The sequence below is a fragment of the Nocardia sp. NPDC051990 genome (genome assembly GCF_040680755.1).
In the GTDB taxonomy this organism is placed as follows: domain Bacteria; phylum Actinomycetota; class Actinomycetes; order Mycobacteriales; family Mycobacteriaceae; genus Nocardia.
The window spans coordinates 128623-155270 of the sequence record NZ_JBFAXH010000002.1 but is presented as its reverse complement, the minus strand read 5'-3'; the positions used below and the strand labels follow the sequence as shown (position 1 = coordinate 155270).

Here is a 26648-nt window from a genome sequence, read left to right as displayed (position 1 = left end):
CGCCGGGCATCTGCCTGTGACCGTGGGGATCAGTCTGCGCTGGCCGCTACCGTCGCTGCTTCGCGATGTTTGCGCAGATCGGCGATTTCGCGTTCGAAATCGTCGGCGGAGGTGAAGGAGCGATAAACCGAGGCGAACCGCAGGTAGGCCACCTCGTCCAGGTCGCGCAGCGGGCCGAGGATGGCCAAGCCGACCTCGTGGCTGGGGACCTCGGGGGAACCCTTCGCGCGCACCGCGTCCTCCACCTGCTGGGCCAGCAGGTTCAGGGCGTCTTCGGCGACCTCGCGGCCCTGGCAGGCCCGGCGTACACCGCGGATGACCTTTTCCCGGCTGAACGGTTCGGTCACTCCGCTGCGCTTGACCACGGATAGGATCGCGGTCTCGACGGTGGTGAATCGTCTCCCACACTGCGGGCAGGAACGCCGGCGGCGGATGGCCGCGCCTTCCTCGGCCTCACGCGAGTCGACGACCCGTGAGTCGGGGTGTCGGCAGTAGGGGCAATGCATCCGAGAGATCCTTCGTCGATGCGCGCGCCCGCGTCCGAATCGGCTCCGGTTCGCCAGTCCCGATCCGGCGAGCACGTGTACAGGGGTCTAGACCGATACGTCGATATCGAATACAGGATACCCGGGCGGGGTCACCAACCGTCTCACCCGTCCCAACTATCCCGTCGACCGACCGCTCAGCCGAGTTGCCACTGTGTCGTCAGATCGGCGATCAGATCGGGAATGCGCGCGCTCATCCGGCCGTGCGCGAGCTTACTCCAGAAGGATTCACCGAGCACCACCTCGGCGAACGGGCGGTTGCTCTCCATATCGATATGGCGCTGCGCCAGATCTCCCATGATGTAGACCCAGCGGGTATCGCGGTCGGCCCAGTTGAAGTTCGGCAGCGGGATGCGCAGCGAGACGGCGCGCCCCGCGATATCCGCATTGACGGTGGCGGGCGCGAAAACACCGGGTGCGCGGACACCGGGGACAGCGGGCTTACCGGCCACCGTGCTCACGTAGGTCAGCACCCGCCCCATCCCGCCGCGGCCCGCCGAGGTGGCATCCCATTGGTCGGCGATGACTCGGTTCTGCTCACGATCGGTCATGCGGATGAGCGCGTCCACATATCCGTCGTAGGTATGCGATTCGATGGACTGCCAGGCGGCGCGGATATCGGCATCGATCACCCCGGCCGCATACATCTCGTCGATGCCGACCATCCCGAGTGCGGCATAGGCCTCATGCATCGGGACCAGATCGGTGAAGATGTGCTTCTGCATGATTATCAGCCGAGTCTGGTACCAGGCGATATCCTCGGCGCTCAGGCGCGAACCCTCGGTGGCGAGCAGCCGAATGTCGGCGGGCACCTTGGCCACCAATTCCGGTGGGGTGCCGCGTAACAGGTCGGCGACCGCATCGCCGAGTTGATGGATGCCAGGTACATCGAGTACCAGACCGACATCGCTGAGGTCGAAGAAGCCCGAGGCGAAGGAGCCGCCCGCGATTCCGGCCAAGCCCGCCCACCAGAACTCCGGATACTCATTCGCCAGCCGGAAATAGTTGACGTACACCTGGCTGAAGGTGCGCTGGTTGGCACCTACGCCGAGCGCCGGATCCCAGGCCGCGAGGTCGATGTCGGCATTGCGGGTCGAGATCACCAGCCAGTACTGGTGCAGCAGTATGGCATAGCGGCTCGGTGCCACCCCGTCGGCCCTGGCCTGATCGAGCGCCGCGCGCAATGTCGACTCGTCCAGTGGCAGTGCGGGATTCAGACCTCCGCCGCCGGCACCGTCCCCGCTGAGCACGGGTAGATCCAGGTATGTCTCGTATGCGGGTGCCGCCTGTGCGGCCGGAATCACGGTGAGCCCGAAGATAATACAGGCCAGCAGACCTGCGATCCGGGCGGGCAGACGGACGGCGTGTGCAGCGATGGAGCGATACGTCATTGCGTGGTGTCCGAAATCGTTCGTCGGCAAGTGTTGTCTAGGTCACGTTTTCAGGCACAGTAACAACATGCTCTGATTTGCAATCGACAATTTCGGCCGACCTTCGTGGCGGATCGGCCGATCACCGTCCGCCACACCGGTTTTCGACAAGCTACCGCGGCACACCGACTCCCGCACCGTCCGGAATCGACTGCTGCTCGACCACGACGGGCACCGTCACCGGGGTGTCGCCACCGAAAGTTCCGGCGCGCCAATGCGCCAACCCGACCAAAGCCGTCACCACCAGCGCGCTCAACAGCGCCGCCACCGCGAGCACCGCGAAACCGACCCGCGCCCGTTCGACCCGCTTCATCAGATGCGAACCCCCCGCCTGATGTAGCGCGCGCGTTCGAACGGGACCGCGGTCGCACAGCACCACCGCACCGCTGAGCCGACCGTCGCGCGGACGCCGATCCGCCACGGCGCGCGCGGCGTCCAGCGCCCGAACACCACCGCGATGCGGGCGCCGCACCCGCGGACCGGACTCGAAGCCGAGATCGACGTCGGCCTCGTCCTCGAGGTCGATGCTCAGGGCGCTGATCGCTGTGCTCATCGGACAAACCTCCGTGAAGGGATGGTGGTGGGTGCTCAGGTATGTCATGAGATGATGAGAGGTGACTGTTCGATCAAATGTTCGAAGAAGTTGTGATCGATTTCTACCACGCCCAACCGACAAAGTCAGCAGAAAACGCCGACATGCCTCGAACAGATGTTTGATACATCGACGCGACCGGACTAGATTCGTGGAGACGAAATCAATCGACAGGCGACGAGAGCGACGGACATGGAGGCGGCAGCTTGCGTAACCACCCTGCGTGGATAGTCACGCAGCGCCCTCGCGAACGGCGCAAATCGAACACAGAAGGGCGGTTGCGGTGAGCCACACAGACGACACGGGTGACGAGAGCGGAGTTGGCGCCGTCCCGTCCGGTACCGGGGCGGATCTCACCGTGCGTCAGCGCAAGGTTCTCGAGGTCATCCGCACCTCGGTGAGCGAACGCGGCTACCCGCCGAGCATCCGCGAGATCGGCGATGCGGTCGGACTCACCTCCACCTCGTCGGTCGCCCATCAGCTGCGCACCCTCGAACGGAAGGGCTATCTGCGCCGCGACCCGAATCGTCCACGCGCCGTTGACGTTCGCGGACTCGACGAGGCGGTCCGCGCGGTGACCAGCCTGCCGACCACCGAGGATGCCGAGACCGGCCGGCCGGTCCCGACCTTCGTCCCCGTGCTGGGTCGGATCGCCGCCGGTGGCCCGATCCTGGCCGAGCAGGCCGTGGAGGATGTCTTCCCGCTGCCGCGCGAACTGGTCGGCGACGGATCGCTGTTCCTTCTCAAGGTCGTCGGTGAATCGATGGTCGACGCGGCGATCTGCGATGGCGACTGGGTGGTCGTGCGTCAGCAGAATGTCGCCGACAACGGCGATATCGTGGCCGCGATGATCGAGGGCGAGGCGACGGTGAAGACCTTCAAGCGTACCGGTAAGGATGTCTGGCTCATGCCGCACAATCCGCTGTTCGAACCGATTCCGGGTAACGACGCGCAGATCCTCGGCAAGGTCGTCACGGTCATCCGCAAGGTCTGATCCCAGTTCAGTGCGATCTGCCCTGGTTCAGCGGGGCAGCATGGACGTCCAGAAGTCGGCCCGGTGGTTGGCGGCGTAGGAGTCGATGAGCCGATTTCCACTGCGCCGGAAGGACATGACCGGCGGTGCGGCCGGATCGTAGGCCCGGATCGGCTCTGGACCTGCCGGATCCGGGCGGGCGTCGATGGTGAATCGACGCCAGTACCTTCGCATTTCGGTGGCGCGGCGCTGCTGATCCGGCGCCATGACGGCGCCGTGGAGCCAGCCGAGGTCGCGCAGGCGCCGCGCGGGGAATGCCCGCGAACAACCGATGCCCCGCGGCCAGGACATCACGCAACTGATCGGCCTCGAGGGTGATGAGATCGGCGGCGACCGGCTCGGCCGGCCACGCCGATCAGTGCGATGACCGACCGGCCGGGCACCTTCAGCTGGATTCCGTTCGGCGGCGGCGCCCGGCGCTGCATCGGTGCAGCCTTCGCCACCATGGAGTTGAATGTCGTATTACGCATGCTGCTGCGAGATTTCACCCTCGAACCGACCGATGCGCCGGATGAGCGCACGCACTTCCGCGGTGTCGCACTGGTGCCCGCCAAGAAGGGCCGCGCCGTGGTGTACCGCCGCGCGCCTCGGCCCGTCACGGCCGAGGCCGGGGCCGAACAGGTGACCCATGAGCAGAGCATCGCGTAGCGATTCGATCGGGGGTGGTGGCCGGGCGACGGGTGGGCCCGAGCATGTCGATGTGCACGCCGTGGCCGGATCCGAGCATCGCCCCGGAGCCCCTGCTGAATTTCCAATCCGGCTACATCCAACGCTCCATCGACCGTTTTCCAGGGCCGGATCGCGACGCTCCTGGCGCTTGGGCATGAGCTACGCCCACGATGTACTCGCACTGCGTCACGGGCGAATCGAGGACGGCACGATCCGATTCGCGAGCCGGGCCGCCGCACCCGACCATATTCAGGTGCGTGTGAGGTCATGATCGCCGTCGCGGCGGGGCGAACTAACCTGATTCTCGTGACCCGCGCCCAGCCCGCCGCCAGCATCGCCACCGAGGGGACGCCGGAGTCCGCATTCCGGCGTCGGCTCCTCGACGCGATGGCCGATGCCGTGCGCGATCGTGGTTATCGCGAGACGACGGTCGCCGATGTGGTCCGCATCGCGCGCACGTCCCGTCGCACCTTCTACGAACATTTCGACAGCAAACAGGATTGCTTCATCGCACTGCTCGCCGAGCGCAACAATGAGACGATCCAGCAAATCTACGATGCCGTCGACCCGGCCGCGCCCTGGCGCACCCAGGTCCGACAGGCCATCGAAGCCTGGATCCACGCATCCCATCAGGATCCGACGATCACCCTGGCCTGGATTCGGGACACCCCCGCGCTCGGCGAGGCCGCCCGCCTGGTCCACCACGACGCGGGCGAGGCTTTCATCGAGCTGATCCAAAGCATCACCGCCACGCCGAGGTTCGAAGCCCCCGGACTGCATCCGCCGACCCGTCAGATGGCGACCATCCTCTACGGTGGTTTCCGCGAACTCATCGCCTCCACTGTCGAAGAGGGCAGGGACATCCGCGACATCATCGACGTCGCGGTCGATACGGCCATTGCCCTGGTCGGCCCGCGCTACGAGCAGGGGCCTAGCCCTTCACGGCGGTGAACTGCGCCAGCGCGCCATTGCACACCAACTCGACCGCACGCAGACCCGCCGCGGCGATCCAGTCCGATAGCTCGGCCGCGGTGCCGGACGGACCGAATACGCCCGTCGTCCGCATCACCCGCATCTGTAAGTCGAAGCGCGGCCGGATGCCGCGCACCACACAACTGCCGACCAGCCGTCCACCCGGCGCCAGTACCCGGGCGAGCGAAGCGACGGCGGTGGCCGGATCCGGCATGCAGTGCAGGCCGGCGAAGCTCGCTACCAGATCGAATTCGCCGGTGGCGAAGGGCAGATCGACCACATCCGCGCGCACATAGTCGACATCGGACAGCCCGGCGCGCTCGGCCACACGGCGCGCCGCCGCCAGCTGGTCATCGGAGATGTCCGCGGCCACATAGCGCAGCTTGCGACCGTGTTCGAGTCGACGCAGGGTCACGCCGCCGCCGACCGGCAGGTCCAGCAGCGCGGAACCCTCCGGCAGCTGATTGACGATATCCATCGCCGCATACATCCGGCGGGTATCGCAACCCCACATCACCTGTCCGGCGGGCCGGGCCACCTGCGGATGGTCGAGCACGAAGTCGTATACCGGAGCCCCGAGATTCCCCCAGACTCGGCTCTGCCACAGTTCACGGACGTCGGGCACGGTTGTCTCCTCTTCGCACAGTGCGCGTACAGGCTAGGCCGGAGATCATCGACGCGCCAAAACCTTCTTGGGCTCGATCGGCGGCAACGGTCGGTCTGCCGGTACACCGCGCTATGAGATCCGACGCGACCGGGCGGCGACAGCCGAGCTACCGGCAGTTGGACCGGTTCACCAATTCGGACAAAACCAATCGCAATACCACGATCGCATGTTAACAACGTGCCAGAATTTATATCGTTTTGCGCACCTCGATATTACATTCCGACCGTTCATATATGTTACATACACCATCGAAGGATAGGGCATTCCGTCATCGAATCCAGGACCGAAGGTCCCTGCGTCACACAGTGTTACGTTCGACCCCCTGACATGCGATAAAGCTCTCGAAGAAACCTTTAGAGCACTGCCCGGCACACTCCGGAAGTCGTCGACAATTCCGCGCTGCGGATTCCGAAATCCGGGTAGGCACAGCGAACCATTCCGCCTAGACTGGCCGTGGTCGGGATAGAGGAAAGTTCAATGACCGTTCTGCGACCACAGCTTTATCCCAACGAGGGATCGAGCGAAGTTACCGAGCCGGAAGCGTCAGCAATAACGCAGGTGCCGCTGTCAGCTGGGCAACGTGGGTTATGGCTGGCGCAGAAGTTGAGTCCGGATGTGCCGATATCCGAGGCGCAGTACATCGAGTTGCGTGGAGATCTCGATGTCGATCTGTTGCGCACGGTGACGATTCGAGCAGGCCGCGAGTTCCAGTCGGGATACCTGCGGCTGGAAGAGGTCGGCGGCGAGCCATATCAGTTCTTCGACCCGTCACTGGAGGACGCGGGGCCGCTGATCGATGTGCGCGGTGCACCGGATCCCGTTGCGACGGGTTTGGAGTGGATGCGTCGAGAGTACACCACGCCGCTCGATATGACGCGCGACCGGTTGGTGATAACGGCGGTTGTGCAGGTCGGAGATCGGCATTACCTGCTGTACACCAGAATCCATCACGTCGCTTTCCCGCCGATCGACCCGACCTATCCGGCCGAGCGCATCATCTACTTCAGCGCTGCCGCCCACCCGAAGGACAACGCCCGGCCTGTCCTCGCATGGAACAACCTCGTCACCGGCCGGATCACCGACCATCGCATTCCCATCCGGCACGAACGGATGATCGAACCCGACTCGCTCCGCGCGATCGGATTCGTCCTCACCGAGCACTTCCGCTCATTACGAACTACCGCACCGGAGCCCAACACCCCCACAAGGACAAGCCGATGATGAACACGGACCGAATCGTCGGGACACGTTCCGGCATCGAACCAGTCAACCTGTTCGCTCCCGATCCAGAGACGCCGCGGATCGCCGCGCACCCGCGTGCCGCCGAATTGCGAAGGTGGACTCGCGAATATCTGTGTCAGCCGCACCCCGACCTCGGTCGATCCGGCCCGGTCTGTCCTTATACCAGCCGCGCCATCGCGAACCACTTCCTGTGGGCCGCATTCCTCGAAGGTCGTTCCGTCGACGCCGAGCACCTGACCGCGGTCGTCGACGATCTATTCGACCTGTTCCCCGCCTTGCCGCCCCGGGACGAACCCGATTCCAAGCTCAAGGCCGTCCTCGCGGTCTTCCCGGACCTCACCGAATACGCCGACATCGATGCGATCCAATACAAGCAGAAGTCTCGGTTCGTCGAAATGGGCCTGATGCTGGGTCAGTTCTATCCGGGGTGCACCGCCCCGGGCCTGCACAACCCGGACTTCCCCGCACTCGATGCGCCGCTGCCCATGCTCGCCGTTCGCTATATGGCCCCCACCGACTTCCCATTCCTCAGCACCCGCCATGAATGGATGGACTCCTATCTCAAACTATTCGCCCCCGCCATCCCCAAATTCATCACCAGCACCATGTCCGACAGACTCGTACAACCAACCGAAGACTCGACCGGCCACCGCGATCGGGTTCGGGACACGACAACCGCGCCATCGGCCGCCGATCCGCTGCCGAACCAGCGAAATGGTCGGGATAACCGGAATTGAATGGACGACCAGTGCTTCCTCAACGCGCCAGGTGCGGCAGGACGGCGGATGCCACGGCCCGGGTCACCACTGGATTCGTGCTGCGCGCCGTGACGATCAGCACGAGGCATGCGTGACGAAGCTCCTGTACTCCTGAGAATTCTTCTCCGACAACGAGATCGACGACCACATCACCGTGGCTCTCGCACTCGAAACCGGTGAATCTGTCGTAACCCTGCTGTCGCGCCTGCGCGGGGAATCGTCGTGCGCTCACGGTATTCGAAACCGAGCGCGACATGGACAAAAGTTGTTCAGCCGCATCGGCATTGCCATGATCGGCCAGGCACTGGAGCTCGGCGAACCTCTCCCACCGGGTCGGCGGCATCCGAATCCACGATACGCATACATTACGATCGGCTAGCTGTGCGTGCGGAAATCGAGATGGTGACGCTGCCCGCGGGGCAGGTGACGCTGTCGGATCGGCGGACCCAGCGGAGTTGGGCGGTCGAGGTGGCGGGGTTTCGGTTGGCGGCGTTTTCGATTACCCAGTCGCAGTACGAGCAGGTCACCGGGGAGTTGCCGAGTGCGACGCACGGTGATCGGCTGCCGGTCGAGAGCGTTTCGTGGTTCGATGCGGTCCGGTTCTGTAATGGCCTGTCGCTTGGTGCGGGTTTGCCGCCCGCGTATCGCGTGCACGACGACGAGGTCACGTGGGATGCCGATAGCGATGGGTACCGGCTGCCGACCGAAGCCGAGTGGGAGTATGCGTGCCGGGCGGGCACCGCGGGTCCACGATATGGCGAGCTCGACGAAATCGCTTGGTATTGCGGCAATTCCGCGGAGCGCGTACACGAAGTCGGCGGCAAGCTGCCGAATGCATGGGGCCTGTACGACATGCTCGGCAACGTCTGGGATTGGTGCTGGGATATTTACGACGCCGAGGTGTACGACTCGTATCGGGTGCTGCGCGGGGGCGGGTGGTCCGACGAGAAGTGGAGCTGCCGGGCCTCGGTGCGACGGCGCAGCCATCCGACCTACCGCATCGATGATGTCGGATTCCGGATAGCGCGTTCGATATCCGTCTGAGCCCGCGCTTATCGCTTGCCGACCGAGAACATCGGCGGCTTGCGCTTGCCATGCGCCTACAGCGCGCAGCAATCCGGTCACCGCTCGCAACCGTGTGCGCAAGGCCGGGTACCACCTCAACTCATGCTTCAGCGCCGGTCCGCGGCACCGTAATCGCTTTCTGACGGCAGAATTTCCGGATTCCGGCGGCACCGCCCCAACGCGTACCGATCCCGGAGTCCTTCCATCCGCCCATCGGCAGTGCGAAGCTGAACAGATTCGCGAACGAGTCATTGATTTTCCTGCGATGGATAAGAAAGGTTTGATACGTTCCGCCAATAGCAAGACGGGACCAGCTTCGACCAGGATGCAGTTCAGTGTTCGATTGGGATCTACTGCGTAATACATCCAGCGTGCATGTGCTGATGCAATTGGCACAACAACGCGGCATGTCGCCGGAAGCCTGTCTCGAGGGCACGAAACTGGTGCCCGCGGCGATAAACGATCCCGATGCCGCGGTGACGGCGGATCAAGAGGTGCGCGTCGTGCGGAATCTGCTCATGCGATTCGGCGCCGAACCCGGATTGGGCGTCGAGGCCGGGAACCGCTACCACTTATCCCTGTACGGGCCGTGGGGGCTGGCGCTGCTCAGCAGTCGCACGGTGCGCGAGGTGATCGAGGTTTCGCTGCGCTATGTCGATTCGGCCTTCGTCTGCGGCCGGTTGACCTTCGAGGAGGGACCTGAACAGTCGCGGCTCGTCTTCGACGATTCGGAGATTCCGGCGGATGTGCGCGCATTTTTGACCGAACGCAACATCACCGGCATCCAGACCATCGGCCGGGAGCGGTTCTCCGCGGGTGTGCCCGCCACCCGGATCAGCTTCCGCCATCGCGCTCCGGCGGATACGTCGCGCTACCGGGACGTCTTCGGGGTCGAGCCGGAATTCGACACGGCGGTCAACGAATTGGCCTTCGACAGTACGTATCTCGATGTCGCGCTGCCGCAGGCCAACGAATGGGCGCGCGGAACATGCGAACAGCTGTGCCGCGATCTGCTCACCGCCCGCCGCGCCCGCAGCGGTGTCGCCGGTTCGGTGCGCGATCTGCTGGTTCGCAATCCCGGCGAGATTCCGGACCAAATCGCCATCGCCGCAGCGCTTTTCATGAGCCCGCGCACACTGTCACGCCGCCTCCGCGACGAAGGCACCTCCTTCCGCGGTCTCCTCGACGAAGTACGCCAGATGATGTCGGAGGAACTACTCAGCCACACCGATATGACCACCGAACAGGTGGCCGCCCGTCTCGGCTATGCCGAAGCCGCCTCCTTCATCCGCGCATTCCGCCGCTGGCAAGGCTGCCCACCACAGGAATTCCGAGCACGCGGGACGCTCGTCGGAACCAGGTAGCCCTGGCCCACGCGTGCGGCGCGGAAGCCCGCGACGGCGACCACGGCCGCGACTACCGCGATCAACACTCCCCGGCGTTTCTTCGGTGGCGGCGCGCTCGGCGGTGCGACCATGCGTCCCGCGATCGCATCCTGTGCGGCGGCGAGTTCACCACTGGTGGCGAATTGGTGCGCCCGATCACATCGTCGAAAGCCGTTGACAATGTGGGATTCTGCGGGATCTTCCCTCCCGCTGACGGACGGTAGATTGAGGACGTGAACAGTGGTGGAGAGTCTGAGCCGGTGGAGTTTCGTCCTGAGCGGCGGTACCAGCCGGGTCGCTGGCGTCGCATCGAGAATGTCGTCATGACGGCGTTTACCAGCGGCGGTTTGGTGCCGCACTCATATGTGTTGACTACGTTGGGCCATCGAACCGGCCTGACTCGACGAAACCCGGTCACTGTCGTGGACCACGACAGGCGGCTGTGGCTGGTGGCCCCATACGGGGCGGTGCCTTGGGTTCATAACGCCCGCAACGCGGGGCGAGTGACGCTCACCCGCCGGCGCGGGAGCCGCACCTACACGATCCGAGAGGCGTCGGCGCAGGAGGCCGGGCCGGTGCTCCAGCGCTATGTGCAGATCGCCTCTGCCACTCGACGCTACTTTCAGGCCGACCGGAACGATCCGGTTGAGCGGTTTGTCGCGGAAGCCGAGCACCACCCGGTGTTCGAACTCACCTCGATCGGCGCTGGGTAGTCCGCCTCGAGGGGCCGGTTTGCCCGTGATCCAGCTTGGCCCGAGACCGGAACGACAGCGATCGCCATCGCCGACGCCACTGCGTGACATCGGACTCACCCGCCAAACTACGTGGCATTGACCCGCGCCGACGCCGGGCCGCTCCCCTCCGTCACCGCCGAAAGACGCTATGCCGCAGTGCTGACGGTCCACTCGCCGGCACTGGCGCACGGAGGAACAGATAGTCGAACAGCGCCAGAATCCGGTCGATGCCGAATTGCTCGGGATGGTCGAGCACTAGGCCCGCCGCGGTTTGGATGGTGCACTGTACGACCTGGGCCAACACGTCCGGATCCACGCCATCGGCATCGGACTGCTCGGTCAGCCACCCTCCGAGTGCCTGCCGCAGCGGTGCGCGCAATTCGTCGCGCGCCGCGGTGAGCCGGTCCCGCAGTACCAGCGGCACACTGTCGATCGGGAAGTAGACCAGCCGCCAGGTGTCGGGCATCGAGCAGACCTCGGTGAGGAAGTGCCCAAGCATCGCAGGCAGCTGTTCTGGTGCGGCAGAACCGAAGTCGGGCGTCGTGGCGGTCGAGCGGGCCACCGCCGCGGCCATGCGGGCAGTCTCGCGTTCGATGAGCGCCTCCAGCAATTCGTCGCGGCTGCTGAAGGAGTCGTAGACGACCGGCCTGGTCACCCCGCCGCGCTCGGCAACGGCGGCAATACTCACGCTGGTGAACCCCGCCTCCGCCACAATGCGTAATGCTGCGTCGAGTAGTTGCTCACGTCGGTCGGCAGGCTGAAGCCGCCTGGCGTACTTGCGTTTAGGTGCTCGAGGCATCGATAGCTCATGGAGCGCTGTTTCGGCCATCGCTATTTCTCCCCGACTCCGGCCCAGGCGACCGCCCGGCGTGCCAGCCAGCGCAATGTCTCGGATACCGCCGCGCGCCGTTGCGCGCCACCGTCGGCGAGCACAAGTCTGGCGCCGGTTTCGCTCACACTGATCACCGCGTGGCTCAACAACTCCTCGTCCATTTCTCGCTCGGTAAGCGCGGCGATCAGCTCGAGCACCGCTCGACTGCGCGCCCGCAGGGCCGCACGGCCGCGATCCACCCGTTGGTGCGCGGTTTCGGGCAGTCCGTCGCCATGCATGAGCACGAATCGCCAGCTCTGTGGCGCGGCTGCGACGAGGTCGAGAAAGATATCGACGGCATCGGCCGAGACGTCCGCCGCGATCGCGGCCAGATCCACGCCCTCCTGGAATACCGGCATAGCCTCGGCCGCCATGGCGAGCACTCGTTGTTCCTCACGATCGAGCAATGCCTCGAACAAGTCGTCCCGATCGCGGAATTCGGCGTACAGCGCGGGTCTGGTCAGGCCCGCCGCTCGCGCGATCGCATGCATACTGGCGCCGGCGTAGCCCCCGCGCACGATCAGGTCCCGTGCCGCATCGAGAATGTCGTCGCGTCGTGTTGACAATTACCCCTCCAACGTCGGCTGACTGACACCTGTTTCAGATCAATTCCGGCTGGCAGAAGTGTACGCATTCCGTTCGCGCAGCGCAGATTCCACTTCCCAGCGCAAGTAACGCACCGCCGCAAGGTATGCGTCGAATTCGATTCCGTTGTATCCGGTGCGGCGCCCGCCGATAATCGGTACAGGTGTCGAATCCATTCCAGACAGCATGGGCTGTTGGGACATCTTCGAAGGACAGCGATCTCTGCCGTATCGGCAACGCCGACGCGCGCACTCAACGGATTGGTGACCCACGGCGGGAACCGGGCCGCGCAACTCTACAAATTCTCGATGCGGCCGCCGTGCGGTGACTCACCTACTTTCCGCCGCCGGCGGAGATATGGGCGCTGGTCGAGACGGCCGGACTCACCGTTATCGAACAGCGGCCGGTGCATCCACCGCTGCCGAACTCGCTGGTGCCGGACGTGCTCACGGGCGCAAGGCGCTGGTGCCACCCCCCGTGGCATGCTCGTCTTATCGGCGATTCCGACCCGAAGGTGGGTGCGATGCCTGGACCAGCACCATGACCGAGACCGTGTGGTACGCGTCGTACGGCTCGAATATGCATCTGAGCCGCCTGCGCAGCTACCTGGCCGGCGGCACACCCGAGGGCGGCGCGATGACACTCCCAGGCTGCCGCCACCGGGCCGAACCGCTGCGGTCCGTACCGCTCATGCTTCCCGGCGTGCAATACTTCGCCACCGAATCCCTGACCTGGACCGGCGGGCGAGCCTTCTACGACCCCGACGCGCACGGTGCGACCGCCGCCCGCGCCCACCTGGTCACCATCGACCAGTTCTGCGATATCGCCGCCCAGGAGATGTACCGAACCCCCGGCACCGACCTGGACCTACGCGAAGCAATCACCCACGGCCGCTCGACGCTGGGTCCCGGTCGCTACGAAACCATTGTCTGCACCGGCACTTTCGAAGGACATCCGGTGCTCACCATCACCGCACCTTGGCGCTATACCGACCTCCCTGGCAACCCACCGTCGGCCGCCTACATCCGCCACCTCGCCGCGGGCCTGATCGAATCCCACACCTGGACAGTCGAAAAGATCGCCGCCTATATCGCGACCCGCCCTGGCGCGGATCTCGGCTGGACCGCCACGACCATCGCCACCCTGCTGGGTTGTCAGGCCACATGAATGGTGGCTTCAGATAGAAATGCACCACCGACGTGGCCGAATGGGCCTACTCCCAAGCATATTCACCTGGATCGGTGCGTCGACGATATCGATGTCGGTGCGGCGGAAGCCGTGAAACCCGGTGCGCGCCTTGCCGATGAGCAGCCGAGGCCGGATCGCTGGCGGGTCCTGCTGGACCCGGCTGGCCATCCGTTCTGCCTGACCGCGAATATTCCGTTGCTGCCCTTCGGATCCCGGCCCTAGCCAGTGTTGTTCACGACACGGAGGATTTCGCCGACGATCAGGTCGGGTTCGGTGAACATGATGAGGTGACCCGAACGCTCGGCCTCGACCAGTCGGCCGTTGGGAAAGGCGGCAGCGGTGCGGCGGTGGGCGGCGGTGAGTGCGGTTCGGGTGGTCTTGTCGAGTCGGGGAAGTTTGGTCCCCGTGATGACGCTGACATCGACGGCACCGAGTTCGTGCGGCTGGTCGCGGAGATTTCGCAATCCTGCGCTGAATTGGTCCTGTTCGGCGATCATGGTGCGCGCGGCGCGCGGGGTGAAATCCTCTGCTCGGTGATCGGCGGCGATATCGGCGGGCTGCTTGCCGCCGCTCCGGCTGCCGAGCAGGCGGTAGAGGCCGGAGTGGGCGAGTTTGGGCAGTAGAATCCGGGTCATCGCGTACCGCTTCTGCACCGAGGGCAGGAAGTACAGTTCGCAGTTCTCGTCACTCTGATCGACCAATACGATTCCGTGGATGCGGGCGCGGTTCGCGGTCGCGGCGACCCGGACGATGGGGCCACCCCAGCTGTGTCCGACGAGAATGAAAGGACCCTCCCCCAGTTCCGCCAAGACCACGGCGAGGTCATCGGCCATCCGGGCGAGAGTGCGCGGATTCGGATCGTCATCGCTGCGGCCGGTCCCGGCGCGGTCGTAGACAACGGCACGTACACGCTCGGCGACCACCGGCTGCACCAAACCCCAGATCGACCGGGAGAAACCCATACCCGATTCGAAAACAACGGTCGGCCCGCCAGTTCCGCGCACCATGTAGTGGAGTCGACGGCCATCGGACGTGGTCGCGAATGCGCTCGTCCCGAAGGTGTGCTCCTGTCCGAGGGCCTGCTCTGTCACTGTGCCCAACCTACCTTTTGCTCGCCCTTCGAGCCGCGGTGACCCGATAACCGGACTAGTCAGCTTCGGCCGGTGACGCAACAGGTTCGATTTCGACGAAAAAGCCCCAGCCGCGGACCGGAGCCTGCGGCTGGGGCGCGAAACCGGTTGGCATCAACTCAGTTTCAGCGAACGCCCGATGATTTCCTTCATGATTTCGGTGGTGCCGCCGTAGATGGTCTGGACCCGGGCGTCCATGTAGGCCTTGGCGATCGGGTATTCCTTCATATAGCCGTAGCCGCCGTGCAGTTGCAGGCAACGGTCGATGAGATCGAGTTGCTCCTCGGTGCTCCACCACTTGGCCATGGCGGCATCCTCGACGGACAGCTTGCCCGCATTGAGGTCTTCGATGAAGCGGTCGACCAGAACCCGGACGGCGGTGGTCTTGGTGGCCAGTTCGGCCAGCACGAAGCGAGTGTTCTGCTGGGCGCCGATCGGCTTGCCGAAGGCCTTACGGTCGCGTACGTACTGGATGGTCATCTCCAGGCAGGATTCCATGGCCGCGGCCGCCATGACGGCGATCGACAGGCGTTCCTGCGGCAGGTTGTTCATCAGGTGGATAAAGCCCATGCCCTCGGTGCCGAGCAGGTTCTTGCCCGGGACGCGCACATCGGTGAAGCGCAACTCGGCGGTGTCTTGGGCCTCGAGGCCGAGCTTGTCGAGGTTGCGGCCGCGTTCGAAGCCGGGCATGCCGCGTTCCACGACGAGCAGGCTGAAGCCCATCGCACCCTTCTCCGGGTCGGTCTGGGCGACCACGATGACAATATCGGAGTTGATGCCGTTGGTGATAAAGGTCTTGGCGCCGTTGAGGATCCAGTCGTCGCCGTCGCGGACCGCGCGAGTCTTGATGCCCTGGAGGTCGGAACCGGTGCCCGGTTCGGTCATCGCGATGGCGGTGATGATCTCGCCGGAACAGAACCCGGGCAGCCAGCGCTGCTTCTGCTCATCGTTGGCGAGTTCGAGCAGATAGGGTGCGATCACATCGTTGTGTAGGGCGAAGCCGAGGCCGGAGTACTGGCCGCGCACCGATTCCTCGGCGACGATCGCGTTGTAGCGGAAGTCCTTTACCCCGCCGCCGCCGTACTCCTCCGGCATGGCCATGCCGAGGAATCCCTGTTTACCGGCCTCGAGCCAGACATCGCGGTCGACAATGCCCTGCTCTTCCCAGTTCGCGTGATTCGGCGCGACGTGCTGATCGAGAAACTTGCGGAACGATTCCCGGAACAGCTCGTGTTCGGGTTCGAACAGTGTGCGCTCCACGCCAACCTCCTAGTGACCACACGGCCGGTCCACACCGACCCGTCGTTGCTACATACGGTACCCGGAACGAGAACCTTCGTTTACTTCTGGACCAGAAATCATGGTCTCACCTCGAACGGCGGAGGCAATTCGCCGTGCCGATCGGCAAATACGGAAGCGCGCCGACCCTAGGCGGGCAGCCCGAGACCCCGCGCGAGGACAGGCCACGACGCCTTCAGAGCGTCTTCCCAGTAGCCCCAGGAATGGGTGCCGGTGGGCTGGAAGTCGTAGGTGGCGGGGATGCCCAATTGGTTCAGGCGAGTCTGTAGGTTGCGCGAGCAGTAGTTGGCCGCGGCTTCGAGTGCGCCACCAACGGCGACCTGGTTGACGAGGCCACCGGCGCCGGGCAGGGCGTGCGGGCCGTTCAAGGTGTCCCATCGGCCGGGCATACCAGTGCCGTCGGAGATGTACAGGTTCAGGCCGCGCAGCTGGTCGGCGTGCACGTAAGGGTCGTTGGCGGCCCACATCGGATCACCTTGCGGCCCATACATATTCGCCGAATCACCGCCGCCCGCGGCAACGACGGTGTTCACGAAGTTGTAGCCGACCGGGTCGGAGATCTGCGCGCATCCGCTGTAGGCGGCCACCGATTGGTAGAGGCCCGGTGCGGCGATGGGCAGTTGCAGTACCGAAGTGCCCGACATCGATAGGCCCGCAATCGCATTGGTGCCGTTCGCGCCGAGTCCGCTATCGATGAGCGGGGGCAATTCCTCGGTAAGGAAGGTCTTCCACATATTCACGCCGAGCACCGGATCGGGAGTGCGCCAGTCGGTGTAGTAGCTCCATTTGCCGCCGACCGGTGTGACCACATTCACATTCTTGTCGTCGAAGAACTGCGCGGCATCGGTCTGCGCCTGCCAGGTCGCCGAATCCTCCCCGCCGCCTGCGCCATTGAGCAGATACAGGGTCGGGCGCGGGGTGGAGGTGTCGGCGGGGCGCTGCACCTGGATCTCGATGTTTTTGCCCATCGCGGCCGAGTACACCTGCAAGGTCAGATTGCGGTTGTCGTGCACCGCGACATCGGCGACATATGAGCCATCGGACGAACGCGACGAGATGAGCAGTTTGCCGGATGCGATGACCGGATCGGCGACACCGGCCGCGGACGCGAGAAAGCCACCCGATGCGGCTGGAAATCCCATCAGAACTGCTGTTACACCCGCCACTGCTGCCATTCGCACTCTCGTTCCAGCCATTCGGCCAAGGTATGGAGAGTTACTGACAAATAGCTGAGAGCAGACTCAGAACAGACTGCGCAGTCGGCCGAAGAAGGTGCGACCCGGATCCCGATCGCGCTCGCTGAACAGGAACTTCAGCTCCTCCTCCAATTCCTTGCGCACCACGTCACGTAATTGCACCGCGGCGGCATGCTTATCCGGCGCATTCCGCCACGGCGTCGGGTCGATCGGCGCACCGGCGGAGAAGTAGAAGCGCTCAGGACGCGGGATGCCGGTCGGGCCGACACCGCGGATCAGCGGCGGAGTCAGGTCGCGGTTCAGACCGAGTGCCTCGACAGCCCAGCGCACCGGTCGCATGACCGGATGGTCGCCATCGAAGACGATGTCGTAGGCGTCGTCGACGCCGATCATCGCCACCGGCACGATCGGCGCGCCAGCCTCGATCGCCATATGCGCGAAGCCGGAGCGGCCCTCCCACTTGAGAACGTACTTCTCGTTCTTGCGGCGCACCGCTTCTCGACCACCGCCCGGAAATACGATGACGGCTTCGCCGCGGGCCAGCAGCGCCAGGCAGTTGCGGCGGTTACCGCGCACCGAGCCGAAGTGGTGCAGCAGCTGACGGATGCCGGGCACATTGATGAGCACATTCTCGGCCAGCCCGCGGATCAGTCGACCACGCCTGCGCAGCACCTCGGGCAGCAACAGCGGTGCATCGATGCCGCCCATCAGATTGTGGTTGCCGACCAGCAGCACCGGCCCCTCGGCCGGAATGTTCTCCAGGCCGTAGAACCGCGGACTCGTCCACGCGCGCAGCGGCGCGAGCACGGTGTCGAGCAACCGAATATCGGTGTCGCTGAGCGAAACCGATAGTGGCGCACCGTCACTCAGCACCGGCGCATCGAGCGACGAAGCACCGGAACGCCGATCACCCGAATCAGCCGAACCGGAGTGGTCATGCGACATTTACCCTCCTGATGTCGATTCGATGACGATAGCGCAACGAATTCGCCTGCGCTCCTCCGCCTCTCGGGAACCTCTGTCGGCCCGCGAGTCGTTGGCGACTCGGATCCGGCGAACCGGTCCCCGATCAGCGGGTTGCGTTTCGGACGTACCAGGCGAGTTGCCCATGTGTTCCCGAAATCAATGGCGCGGAAGATGTCTCGTCGAACCACTCGGAAACCGCTACGCCGGTCGCTGGTATCCGCCTAACGAGTCCCATTCGCCTCCGATGAACCCGCGCCGTTGGCGTGGGCTGAACCACCCGCATGTGCGTACGGCGACAACGCCGCCGCCAGTGCGTGCGGTACGCGGGCGCGTACCCGGGTGCCGCCCTCCTCATGCTCGGAGGTGGTGATGCGACCGTCCGCGTGGATGCGGGCGAGTAGATCGCCCCGGGTGTAGGGCAGCAGCACACTGATTTCGACGTCGAGGCCGCCGAGCACCTCAGCGAGGCGCTCACGCAGCTCGGTGATGCCGGTGCCCTTGTGCGCGGAAACGTAGGACGCGTCGGGCAACATCGCGCGCAGCCGAGTGAGCTCGACCGGGTCGACCGCATCGATCTTGTTGACCACCAACAGCTCCGGCGGTGCCGGTGTCCCGGATTGCTTGATCACATCGGTGATCACCTCGCGGACCGCCTTGATCTGTTCGGCGGGCAGCGGGTCGGAACCGTCGACGACGTGCAGCAGCAGATCGGCGCCGGTGACCTCCTCCAGGGTGGACCGGAAGGCCTCGACCAACTGGGTCGGCAGATGTCGCACGAATCCGACGGTGTCGGTGAAGACGACCTCGCGGCCGTCGTCCAGTTCGGCACGGCGGGTAGTCGGATCCAGGGTCGCGAACAGGGCGTCCTGGACCAGCAGCCCCGCGCCGGTCAACGCATTCATCAGACTGGATTTGCCCGCGTTGGTATAGCCGACAATGGCGACCGACGGGATACCGCTGGAGGTGCGACGGGCCCGCTTGGTATCGCGCGCGGTCTTCATTTCCCGAATCTCGCGGCGCAACTTGGCCATTCGCTCGCGAATGCGGCGGCGATCGGTTTCGATCTTGGTCTCACCGGGACCACGCAGCCCCACACCGCCACCATTGCCGCCCGCGCGACCACCGGCCTGCCGGGACATGGACTCACCCCAACCGCGCAGTCGCGGCAGCATGTACTCCATCTGGGCGAGCGATACCTGCGCCTTACCCTCGCTGGAGGTGGCGTGCTGGGCGAAGATATCCAGGATCAGTGCGGTCCGGTCGATCACCTTGACCTTGACGACCTTCTCCAGCGCGGTCAGCTGCGCCGGGGTCAGTTCACCGTCGCAGATCACAGTATCGGCGCCGGTTTCGAGTACCACGGCGCGCAGTTCGTCGGCCTTGCCGGAACCGATATAGGTGGCCGGATCCGGCTTGTCTCGGCGCTGGATCAGTCCTTCGAGCACCTCCGAGCCCGCGGTTTCGGCGAGTGCCGCCAGTTCGGCCATGCTGGCCTCGGCCTGCGTTGCGGTACCGGTGGTCCATACCCCGACCAGCACGACCCGCTCCAGTCGCAGCTGCCGGTACTCGACCTCGGTGATATCGGTGAGCTCGGTCGACAGACCGGCGACACGCCGCAGCGAGGAGCGCTCGTCGAGCTGCATCTCGCCGACCGTGGGGTCGGCAGTCCAACCGGACCGCCGCATCCGCGCGGCGTGCTCGGCGACGACATCGCCGGTGTCTTCCGTCGTGTCCTCGACGGCCTCGACGTGGTCGTTGTCGTCGGCGGCCGGAGTGAATTCATAAATCTTCGATTTCCTCATACGTCATCCATGCTGCCACGACTGCTCACTGATGCGCATTCGGTTATCCCCGGACACGGCCGGCGTCGGTGCCGCACCTGGCCAGCACCGCTCTGCTCAGGCGAGGGTTATCAGCACTCAGCTGGACGACTGCGACGACCACCAGTTTTCCGCGATCCGACCGGTCGCAACCAGCACCGACGGTCCGCGCAACCAGGCCGCGCCCTCGGCGAGCCGAACGGTGACCTCGCCACCAAGCACCCGGACGCGCACCTCGCCGGTATCGGTGGCGATGCGAAAGCCGCGGGCGGACAATGCGGCTGCCGCCGCGGCGACGGTCCCGGTTCCGCAGGAACGGGTTTCGCCGACGCCGCGTTCGTAGACGCGCATATCGACCGCGCCGTCGACCAGTCCGGTCAGGATCTCGACATTCACGCCCTGTGGGAACAGGTCTGGATCGAAGCCAGGGGCGACGGTGAGATCGAGTTTGGCCAGCGCGTCCACGGACATGCTCGAATCGACGCACGCCAGATGCGGGTTGCCGACGTCGATCCCGATGCCGGGGAGGGCCCAGCCGCCGATGGTCGCGGTCGAGGAACCGAGCTCTCGCACGATACCCATCCCCACGGTGACCTCGCCATCGGCAGGCCCACCGGCGTGCACGGTGACCGGACGCGCGCCGGCACGACTACCGACGATGTACTCCGTACGCGATTCGAACCCCTTCGCCGCCAGGTAGTGCGCGAAAACCCGCACTCCGTTGCCGCACATCTCGGCGATCGAGCCGTCGGCATTGCGGTAGTCCATGAACCAGTCGGTCCCGGCGATCCCCTCGGGAATCTCGGCGAGCACACCCGCGTCTCGCAGCGCACCGGCACGCGCCACCCGCAGCACACCGTCCGCGCCGAGTCCGCGGCGGCGATCGCACAGCGCGGCGACCCGGTCCGGCGACAGGTCCAGCCGGACCTCCGGATCGGGCAGCACCACGAAGTCGTTCTCGGTGCCGTGGCCCTTCGTGAACTCGATATCCGACACGTCGTGCATTCTCCCTGCTTATCGTCCTCGAACCAACGTACGGCGCTGCCGCGAAATTTCGTACAGCGCGATCGCGGCGGCCGAGGGCGCACCGAGCGAACTGGCCGTGCCGCCCATCGGGATATAGACCATATCGTCACAGGCCTGCTGCCAGGCCGCACTCATACCGCCGGTCTCATTGCCGACGACCAGGATCGTCGCCTCGGCGAAGTCGCAGTCGAAGACCGCGTCCGCGCCGTGTTCATCAGTGCCGACGATCCGGGTCGGGATGCCGCGCTGGACCTGCCGGTCGCGGAATTCGAGCACCTGCGCAGGCCCGGCCGCACGGAAAACCGGCATGGCGAACAGCGAACCGGTGGATGCGCGGACCGTTTGCGGATCGTATTGGTCGGCACCGTGACCGGTCACGATGATGCCGCTGGCACCGAAGGCGTCGGCGGAGCGGATGAGTGTGCCGAGATTGCCCGGCGAGTTGGGACGGTCGAAAACCACCACGACAGGTGGCGCGGCATCACCGGGCTCGCCAGGCTCGAAAGTATCGAGCTCGGGTTGCCTGGATATCGCGACGGCCACCAATTCCGGTATGCCGCTGGACTTTTCGCCGAGATCGGCCATCAACTCCGGCACCAGGCCGACCTGCGGCACACCGCTGGTCTCCAGTAGTTCGCGGGCCCAGGTCGACAGATCCGGCCCGCCGAGGCGGTAGAGCATCGTCTCCAGCGGCCAGTTGTTGGCGATCGCCTGGGTGATCGGCCGCACGCCCTGCACCAGGAAGCGGCCGTCACGGTGGCGCTTGGTCCGATTGTTCAGATACGCCTGCCACACCTGGACCGAGGCATTGCGGGTACTCACACGACGTGTCACTGCGGCATCTGTTCCTTCTCTAGCAGGGACAACGCGGTCGCGACCAGATCGGGATCGGCGCCGTCCACCCACCGCACCCTTGGATCGCGGCGGAACCACGAGCGCTGCCGCCGGACATAACGCCGGGTGCCGATCAGGGTGCGTTCCCGCGCGTGGTTCAGGTCGTACTCGTTGTCCAGATATGACAGGACTTGTGCATAGCCGATCGCCCGACGCGCTGTGACGCCCGCGCGCAGACCCTTATCAATGAGCCCGCGTACCTCGTCGACGAGACCGGCCTCGAACATCAGCGCGGTGCGCCGTTCGATGCGCGCATCGAGTTCGGTGGTGTCGCGGTCCACGCCGATGATCACGGTGTCCCAGCGCGGTTTTCCGATGACCGGCGCAGAGGCCGCGAACGGGCGACCGGTGAGTTCGACGACCTCGAGCGCGCGCACCATGCGGCGGCCGTCGGTGGGCAGGATGGTCGCCGCGGCCGCCGGATCGGCCGCCCGCAATGCGTCGTGCACCGCACCGACGCCGCGCTCGGCCAGCAGTGCCTCCCAGCGCGCGCGGACCGTCGGATCGGTGGCCGGAAATTCCCAATCATCGAGCAGCGCTTGGACATACATCATCGAGCCGCCGACGATGATCGGTGTCCGGCCACGTGCCATGATCTCGCGCACATCCACACTGGCCGCGGCCTGATAGGCGGCGACAGTGGCGGTTTCGGTCACCTCGAGCACATCGAGTTGATGGTGCGGGATATCCCGGCGTTCGGCGGGCAGCAGTTTCGCAGTGCCGACATCCATGCCCCGGTAGAGCTGCATCGCATCGATATTCACGATTTCGCCGTCGAGTCGTTCGGCGAGATCGAGACCGAGATCGGATTTGCCGGTGGCGGTGGGGCCGACGACGGCGATCGGCGTTATCACCGATCACCTCCCGGTGCGCTCGGCCGCCAGACGCTCACGTGATACCCGACGCCGAACGGGGCATCGCTGTACAGGGTTTCGACGGAGGGCGCGATCGGGTCGGCGGCGAACAGTCCGGCGAGCACCTGATAGGCCGCGCGGCCGGACAGCCCGAGTTCGGCGCACAAGGCCGGATCCAGGGCGAGCAGTCCGGCGGTATCGCCTTCGGCCAGTGCGCGGTCCAGTTCGCGCTGCACATCGACGGCGCGCTCGTCGAGGTAACCCGGTGCTTTGCGGGTCAGCGTCGCCGCACCGTCCGCGACGACCAGTACACCCGCCCGCTGGGGCGCATCGTCCAGCGCGGTACGCAACTGCGCGCCGATCCGGGCGCACTCGTCGGCGGGGGTGTCGGCGGCGACGAGGGTGGTCGCGGCCACCGCCTCGGGCGCAACCTGACCACGCAACCACCCCGCGATCAGCGCAGGTAGCGGCTGCTGCGGATCTGCTGCGCCGGGCGTGTGCCGCGATCGCGACAGTGCGTCCTCCGAAAGCCCGACCTGCACGTTCGCACCGAAACCGCGGAAGGTGCCGACCGCATCCGATCCTACGGCCTGCGCGGCGGCGCCCACACCGACAACCGTCCAATGCCGAGTCGTCGCGGCCAAGGCGCCAACCGCCGCGAGTGCGGCCGCGCGCAACACCGCGGGCGCGTCATCGGAATCCGACTCGGCCGCCCGCACGACGGCGCCGCAGAGCTCGGGCACCAGGATCGGCGGCGACGGTACCAGGGCCGCAATGGAGAACACGCCGTAACCGTAGTCGTTCGCCGAATGTGCGATCCACACCACTGCTGCCACGCCCGCAACCACGGGCTTCGAGTGTCTCTGCCGCAAACTCGGCCGGGATTGATAGTGTTCGAGGTGCTACAACCCAGGTCATCACGGTTTGATTTCCCCGGGAATCATCAGTCGGAGGGCATTGATCGATGGTCTACCGGGCTCGAACCGGGTTCAATGGAGTGAGCTAGGACGTAACCAGGCAGCCGTGACGCGCGGCAGGGACGAGGAGCAATGAGCGATAGCAACGGAACGGCGAAAGCGACCCCCGGCAGCGCGCCGCGCCCCTCGGATTCCCCGAAGGCCGCCGCGCCTAAACCTTCCGCCACCCCGAAACCATCCGCGACCCCCAAACCAGGCGGGTCGACGGCCCATCCCAAGCCGCATGCGGTCAAGCCGGCGCCGGGACCGGCCGCGCAGCAGCATCCGCATCCTGTGGTCGTTCCGACTGTCAGCGATCCGAGTGCGTGGGGTCGCGTCGACGACGACGGCACCGCATGGGTGAAGACCGCCGAGGGCGAGCGCGTCGTCGGATCCTGGCAGGCAGGGGACGCCGCCGAGGGCCTGGCGCATTTCGGCCGCCGGTTCGACGATCTGGCCACCGAGGTGGCGCTGCTCGAAGCGCGACTAGCCGCCGGGGCGGATGCCCGCAAGACCAAGGCGGCCGCGGTCGCCATCGCCGAATCGCTGCCCACCGCGGCGGTGATCGGTGATGTCGACGGGCTGGCGCGGCGACTGCAGGCCATTGCCGAACACTCCGAAGAGGCCGCCGCGCACGCCAAGGAGGAGAAGGAAAAGGCCAGGCACGAGCACACCGAGCGCAAGGAAGCGCTGTGCGCCGAGGCCGAGAAGATCGCCACCGAATCCACCCAGTGGAAGGCCGCGGGCGATCGGCTGCGCGAAATCCTGGACGAATGGAAGTCCATCCGCGGAGTGGATCGCAAGGTCGACGACGCACTGTGGAAGCGCTACTCCAAGGCGCGTGAGGCCTTCAACCGCCGCCGTGGCGCGCACTTCGCCGAACTCGATCGCGAGCGCGCGGCCGCCAAGTCGCGCAAGGAAGAACTCTGCGTGCGCGCCGAGGAACTGTCCAGCTCCACCGACTGGGCCGGTACGGCCGGTGTGTTCCGCGAGCTGCTCGCCGAGTGGAAGGCCGCGGGCCGGGCACCGCGCGAGGCCGACGAGGCACTGTGGCGGCGTTTCAAGAGCGCCCAGGACGTCTTCTTCGCCGCGCGCAATGCTGCCGTCTCCGAGCGCGACGCCGAATTCGAGCACAACGCCGCCGCCAAAGAAGAACTGTTGGGCGCCTACGACCACATCGATCCGGCCACTGGTCTGGACGCCGCCCGCGCCGCCCTACGCGAACTCCAGGACAAATGGGACGCGATCGGCAAGGTCCCGCGCGACCGCATCCAGGAACTCGAAGGCAAACTCCGCACTATCGAAAAGCGCGTCCGCGACGCGGTTGACGCCCAATGGCGCCGCACCGACCCGGAGGCCGTGGCCCGAGCCGCCCAGTTCCGCGAGCGCGTCGCCCAGTTCGAGGAACAGGCCGCGAAGGCAACCGCGGCAGGCAATAAGCGCGATGCGGAGAAGGCCCTGGAGCAGGCCAAACAGTGGCGCGAATGGGCCGAGGCCGCCGAAGGCGCAGTCAGCAACCGCTGACCCGGCGACCTGCACTCTGGTGCGGACCGCATCGGTCGGTCGCGCGACCGGTTGCCGAGTTCGGCTGCGATCGGCAACCGGCCGCCGATGCGACTGTGCCCGGTCCGGGACACCGAGCGCCGAAGCGCGCGCAGGACAGCTCAGGGAGTCGCCAACTTCCATGAGCGCGCGTGCTCCGCCGAATCGAATAGTTCCTACCGCATTCTCGCGAAATTGCGCACAAGAGCATTGCATACCGGCCCATCGTCGGCGGCGGATGTTCAAGCCAACAGACGCCGGCAGCTCAGGGCACAGTCAACTCCATGAGCGCTGGTGCTGTGCAGATTCGGGTGGTTTCTGCCACATGCCGCCACAGTGCACGGTCGGCGCGGGTCCGGCACATACGCGCCGGGTAGTTCAGGAGTCGCCGGTGCGGCGACGGCGGTCGCGTTCCTCGGCAGCGGCCGCGGCGTTGCGGCGCTGTTCTTCCGCGGCGAGTTGCAGGGCGGTGCGGCTCCAGACGACGCGGATCCAGTGGAAGGTCAGGATGCTGATGGCGATGGCACCGAGGATGAGGCCGATGCCGGGGCCGGCGCCGTGGTAGTTGCCGAGGCCGGGGGTCTGACGGTGCCAGATCGAGAAAACGCCGAAGGCGCTGCCGACGGCGGAACCGGCGACCGCGATCCAGGCGAGCACCCAGCGGCGGGTCATCAGCGCGAGCAATGAGAAGCCGATGCCGAAGACCACGGCGAACCAGACGAAGATCCGCGACGGCAGGCCGATGTGCTCCGCGCGCGCGGCATCGGTGCCGAGCAGCACATCGAATCCGCGGGCACCACCGGCATGCGATAGCACGAGCGAAAACAGCAGCAGGAAAACCGCGCCCGCGACCACCATCGCGCGCACCCCCGGATCGATCTCCCCCGCGATGCGCCGCTCTACGGCATCGAGATCGTTCTTGAACTGCTCGAAGCCATTACTGCTCTCGACCGAGTTCACTGACCCCTCGTCTCCTTCGGCTGATCCCTGCTCCGCTGCCTTATCGGCATCAACTGTGCCATTACCGCGCCCATACCCCGCAGCCACCCCACTACGTCCGGTAGTACGCCCATCCCCCGCACCCGAATCCCCGAGCGAGTCCACTGCGGGTGAGTTCGGCGTGTCCTCGCCGCGTTCACTGTTCAACGCGGCACTGTCATCAGTACCCGCCCTGCGATCCGGCGCCGCGCCAGCCGAATCCGACTCGGGCGAACCCGCCCCGGACGCAC

Annotated in this window: 27 protein-coding genes and 1 pseudogene; 11 read left to right on the top strand and 17 right to left on the bottom strand. The window is 65.7% G+C overall.

Annotated features, from left to right (window positions below; translation table 11 throughout):
• Positions 1-29 precede the first annotated feature (29 nt).
• The 3 genes from nrdR to AB0L63_RS04350 all read right to left on the bottom strand — a co-directional run bounded on the left by nrdR (position 30) and on the right by AB0L63_RS04350 (position 2528).
• The gene (nrdR, locus tag AB0L63_RS04360) at positions 30-506 is read right to left on the bottom strand and encodes a transcriptional regulator NrdR (RefSeq protein WP_364494438.1); all 477 of its coding nucleotides are present in this window, start codon (positions 504-506) and stop codon (positions 30-32) included.
• A gap of 176 nt (positions 507-682) precedes the next feature.
• Positions 683-1936 carry a hypothetical protein gene (locus AB0L63_RS04355; RefSeq protein WP_364494435.1) on the bottom strand — a complete coding sequence of 418 codons (1254 nt, stop codon included), beginning with the start codon at positions 1934-1936 and terminating at the stop codon, positions 683-685.
• A gap of 151 nt (positions 1937-2087) precedes the next feature.
• Positions 2088-2528, bottom strand: a complete 441-nt coding sequence (locus AB0L63_RS04350) for a hypothetical protein (protein WP_364494432.1) — start codon at positions 2526-2528, stop codon at positions 2088-2090.
• 322 nt (positions 2529-2850) lie between these two features.
• On the opposite strand from AB0L63_RS04350, the gene lexA reads away from it, so the two are divergent.
• Positions 2851-3561 carry a transcriptional repressor LexA gene (gene lexA / locus AB0L63_RS04345; RefSeq protein ID WP_364494429.1) on the top strand — a complete coding sequence of 237 codons (711 nt, stop codon included), beginning with the start codon at positions 2851-2853 and terminating at the stop codon, positions 3559-3561.
• Between the two features lie 27 nt (positions 3562-3588).
• Here the strand turns inward: lexA and AB0L63_RS04340 are convergent, their stop codons facing one another.
• Positions 3589-3891, bottom strand: a complete 303-nt coding sequence (locus AB0L63_RS04340) for a hypothetical protein (RefSeq protein ID WP_364494427.1) — start codon at positions 3889-3891, stop codon at positions 3589-3591.
• An 81-nt stretch (positions 3892-3972) separates the two neighbouring features.
• Here AB0L63_RS04340 and AB0L63_RS04335 point away from each other — a divergent pair.
• Positions 3973-4248: pseudogene (locus AB0L63_RS04335) on the top strand (cytochrome P450); the annotation flags it as partial.
• Positions 4249-4575: 327 nt separating this feature from the next.
• Entirely contained in the window at positions 4576-5220 is a 645-nt protein-coding gene (locus tag AB0L63_RS04330) for a TetR/AcrR family transcriptional regulator (RefSeq protein WP_364494425.1), read from the top strand.
• On the opposite strand, the gene AB0L63_RS04325 is transcribed toward AB0L63_RS04330, so the two are convergent.
• Entirely contained in the window at positions 5201-5866 is a 666-nt protein-coding gene (locus AB0L63_RS04325) for a class I SAM-dependent methyltransferase (RefSeq protein WP_364494423.1), read from the bottom strand. The genes AB0L63_RS04330 and AB0L63_RS04325 overlap by 20 nt on opposite strands.
• A gap of 519 nt (positions 5867-6385) precedes the next feature.
• On the opposite strand from AB0L63_RS04325, the gene AB0L63_RS04320 reads away from it, so the two are divergent.
• The 5 genes from AB0L63_RS04320 to AB0L63_RS04300 all read left to right on the top strand — a co-directional run bounded on the left by AB0L63_RS04320 (position 6386) and on the right by AB0L63_RS04300 (position 11071).
• Positions 6386-7129 (top strand): condensation domain-containing protein, encoded by a 744-nt coding sequence (locus tag AB0L63_RS04320; RefSeq protein WP_364494421.1) that lies wholly within the window; start codon positions 6386-6388, stop codon positions 7127-7129.
• Positions 7129-7887 (top strand): DUF6875 domain-containing protein, encoded by a 759-nt coding sequence (locus tag AB0L63_RS04315; RefSeq protein WP_364494418.1) that lies wholly within the window; start codon positions 7129-7131, stop codon positions 7885-7887. Before AB0L63_RS04320 ends, AB0L63_RS04315 begins: the two co-directional genes overlap by 1 nt.
• Positions 7888-8307: 420 nt before the next feature.
• On the top strand, positions 8308-8952 hold the full coding sequence (locus tag AB0L63_RS04310) for an SUMF1/EgtB/PvdO family nonheme iron enzyme (protein WP_364495615.1): 645 nt from the start codon (positions 8308-8310) through the stop codon (positions 8950-8952).
• A gap of 356 nt (positions 8953-9308) precedes the next feature.
• The gene (locus AB0L63_RS04305) at positions 9309-10337 is read left to right on the top strand and encodes an AraC family transcriptional regulator (protein ID WP_364494416.1); all 1029 of its coding nucleotides are present in this window, start codon (positions 9309-9311) and stop codon (positions 10335-10337) included.
• A 344-nt stretch (positions 10338-10681) separates the two neighbouring features.
• Positions 10682-11071, top strand: a complete 390-nt coding sequence (locus tag AB0L63_RS04300; RefSeq protein ID WP_364495612.1) for a nitroreductase family deazaflavin-dependent oxidoreductase — start codon at positions 10682-10684, stop codon at positions 11069-11071.
• A gap of 151 nt (positions 11072-11222) precedes the next feature.
• Here AB0L63_RS04300 and AB0L63_RS04295 read toward each other — a convergent pair whose 3' ends face one another.
• Together AB0L63_RS04295 and AB0L63_RS04290 are read right to left on the bottom strand one after the other, a co-directional pair.
• Positions 11223-11891 carry a TetR/AcrR family transcriptional regulator gene (locus tag AB0L63_RS04295; RefSeq protein WP_364494413.1) on the bottom strand — a complete coding sequence of 223 codons (669 nt, stop codon included), beginning with the start codon at positions 11889-11891 and terminating at the stop codon, positions 11223-11225.
• Positions 11892-11923: 32 nt separating this feature from the next.
• Positions 11924-12529, bottom strand: coding sequence for a helix-turn-helix domain-containing protein (locus AB0L63_RS04290; protein WP_364494410.1), 606 nt, complete (start codon positions 12527-12529; stop codon positions 11924-11926).
• Between the two features lie 559 nt (positions 12530-13088).
• Between AB0L63_RS04290 and AB0L63_RS04285 the strand changes: the two genes are divergently transcribed.
• Together AB0L63_RS04285 and AB0L63_RS04280 are read left to right on the top strand one after the other, a co-directional pair.
• Positions 13089-13715, top strand: coding sequence for a histone deacetylase (locus AB0L63_RS04285; RefSeq protein WP_364494408.1), 627 nt, complete (start codon positions 13089-13091; stop codon positions 13713-13715).
• Positions 13716-13958 (top strand): VOC family protein, encoded by a 243-nt coding sequence (locus tag AB0L63_RS04280; RefSeq protein ID WP_364494406.1) that lies wholly within the window; start codon positions 13716-13718, stop codon positions 13956-13958.
• On the opposite strand, the gene AB0L63_RS04275 is transcribed toward AB0L63_RS04280, so the two are convergent.
• From AB0L63_RS04275 to AB0L63_RS04235, 9 genes are all read right to left on the bottom strand, one after another.
• Complete coding sequence (locus AB0L63_RS04275; protein ID WP_364494403.1) at positions 13955-14827, bottom strand: alpha/beta hydrolase; 873 nt, start codon at positions 14825-14827, stop codon at positions 13955-13957. The two genes, AB0L63_RS04280 and AB0L63_RS04275, sit on opposite strands and share 4 nt — an antisense overlap.
• 153 nt (positions 14828-14980) lie before the next feature.
• A complete protein-coding gene (locus tag AB0L63_RS04270) occupies positions 14981-16126 on the bottom strand; it encodes an acyl-CoA dehydrogenase family protein (RefSeq protein ID WP_364494400.1) in 1146 nt (381 codons plus the stop codon).
• Between the two features lie 167 nt (positions 16127-16293).
• Positions 16294-17307 carry an alpha/beta hydrolase family protein gene (locus AB0L63_RS04265; RefSeq protein WP_364494397.1) on the bottom strand — a complete coding sequence of 338 codons (1014 nt, stop codon included), beginning with the start codon at positions 17305-17307 and terminating at the stop codon, positions 16294-16296.
• A gap of 99 nt (positions 17308-17406) precedes the next feature.
• Positions 17407-18306 carry a lysophospholipid acyltransferase family protein gene (locus AB0L63_RS04260; protein ID WP_364494394.1) on the bottom strand — a complete coding sequence of 300 codons (900 nt, stop codon included), beginning with the start codon at positions 18304-18306 and terminating at the stop codon, positions 17407-17409.
• A 242-nt stretch (positions 18307-18548) separates the two neighbouring features.
• Positions 18549-20012 (bottom strand): GTPase HflX, encoded by a 1464-nt coding sequence (gene hflX / locus AB0L63_RS04255; protein WP_364495609.1) that lies wholly within the window; start codon positions 20010-20012, stop codon positions 18549-18551.
• Between the two features lie 234 nt (positions 20013-20246).
• Positions 20247-21134, bottom strand: coding sequence for a diaminopimelate epimerase (gene dapF / locus AB0L63_RS04250; protein ID WP_364495607.1), 888 nt, complete (start codon positions 21132-21134; stop codon positions 20247-20249).
• Positions 21135-21161: 27 nt separating this feature from the next.
• Positions 21162-22007, bottom strand: coding sequence for a TrmH family RNA methyltransferase (locus AB0L63_RS04245; protein ID WP_364494392.1), 846 nt, complete (start codon positions 22005-22007; stop codon positions 21162-21164).
• Positions 22004-22921: a tRNA (adenosine(37)-N6)-dimethylallyltransferase MiaA gene (miaA, locus tag AB0L63_RS04240; protein WP_364494389.1), complete on the bottom strand. Its 918-nt coding sequence runs from the start codon at positions 22919-22921 to the stop codon at positions 22004-22006. The genes AB0L63_RS04245 and miaA overlap by 4 nt, the downstream gene beginning before the upstream one ends.
• Positions 22918-23706, bottom strand: a complete 789-nt coding sequence (locus AB0L63_RS04235; protein WP_364495604.1) for a hypothetical protein — start codon at positions 23704-23706, stop codon at positions 22918-22920. Before AB0L63_RS04235 ends, miaA begins: the two co-directional genes overlap by 4 nt.
• 264 nt (positions 23707-23970) lie before the next feature.
• Here AB0L63_RS04235 and AB0L63_RS04230 point away from each other — a divergent pair, with 264 nt between their 5' ends.
• Positions 23971-25401, top strand: a complete 1431-nt coding sequence (locus AB0L63_RS04230) for a DUF349 domain-containing protein (RefSeq protein ID WP_364494386.1) — start codon at positions 23971-23973, stop codon at positions 25399-25401.
• Positions 25402-25797: 396 nt separating this feature from the next.
• Here AB0L63_RS04230 and AB0L63_RS04225 read toward each other — a convergent pair whose 3' ends face one another.
• A complete protein-coding gene (locus tag AB0L63_RS04225; RefSeq protein WP_364494384.1) occupies positions 25798-26379 on the bottom strand; it encodes a hypothetical protein in 582 nt (193 codons plus the stop codon).
• Positions 26380-26648 lie beyond the last annotated feature (269 nt).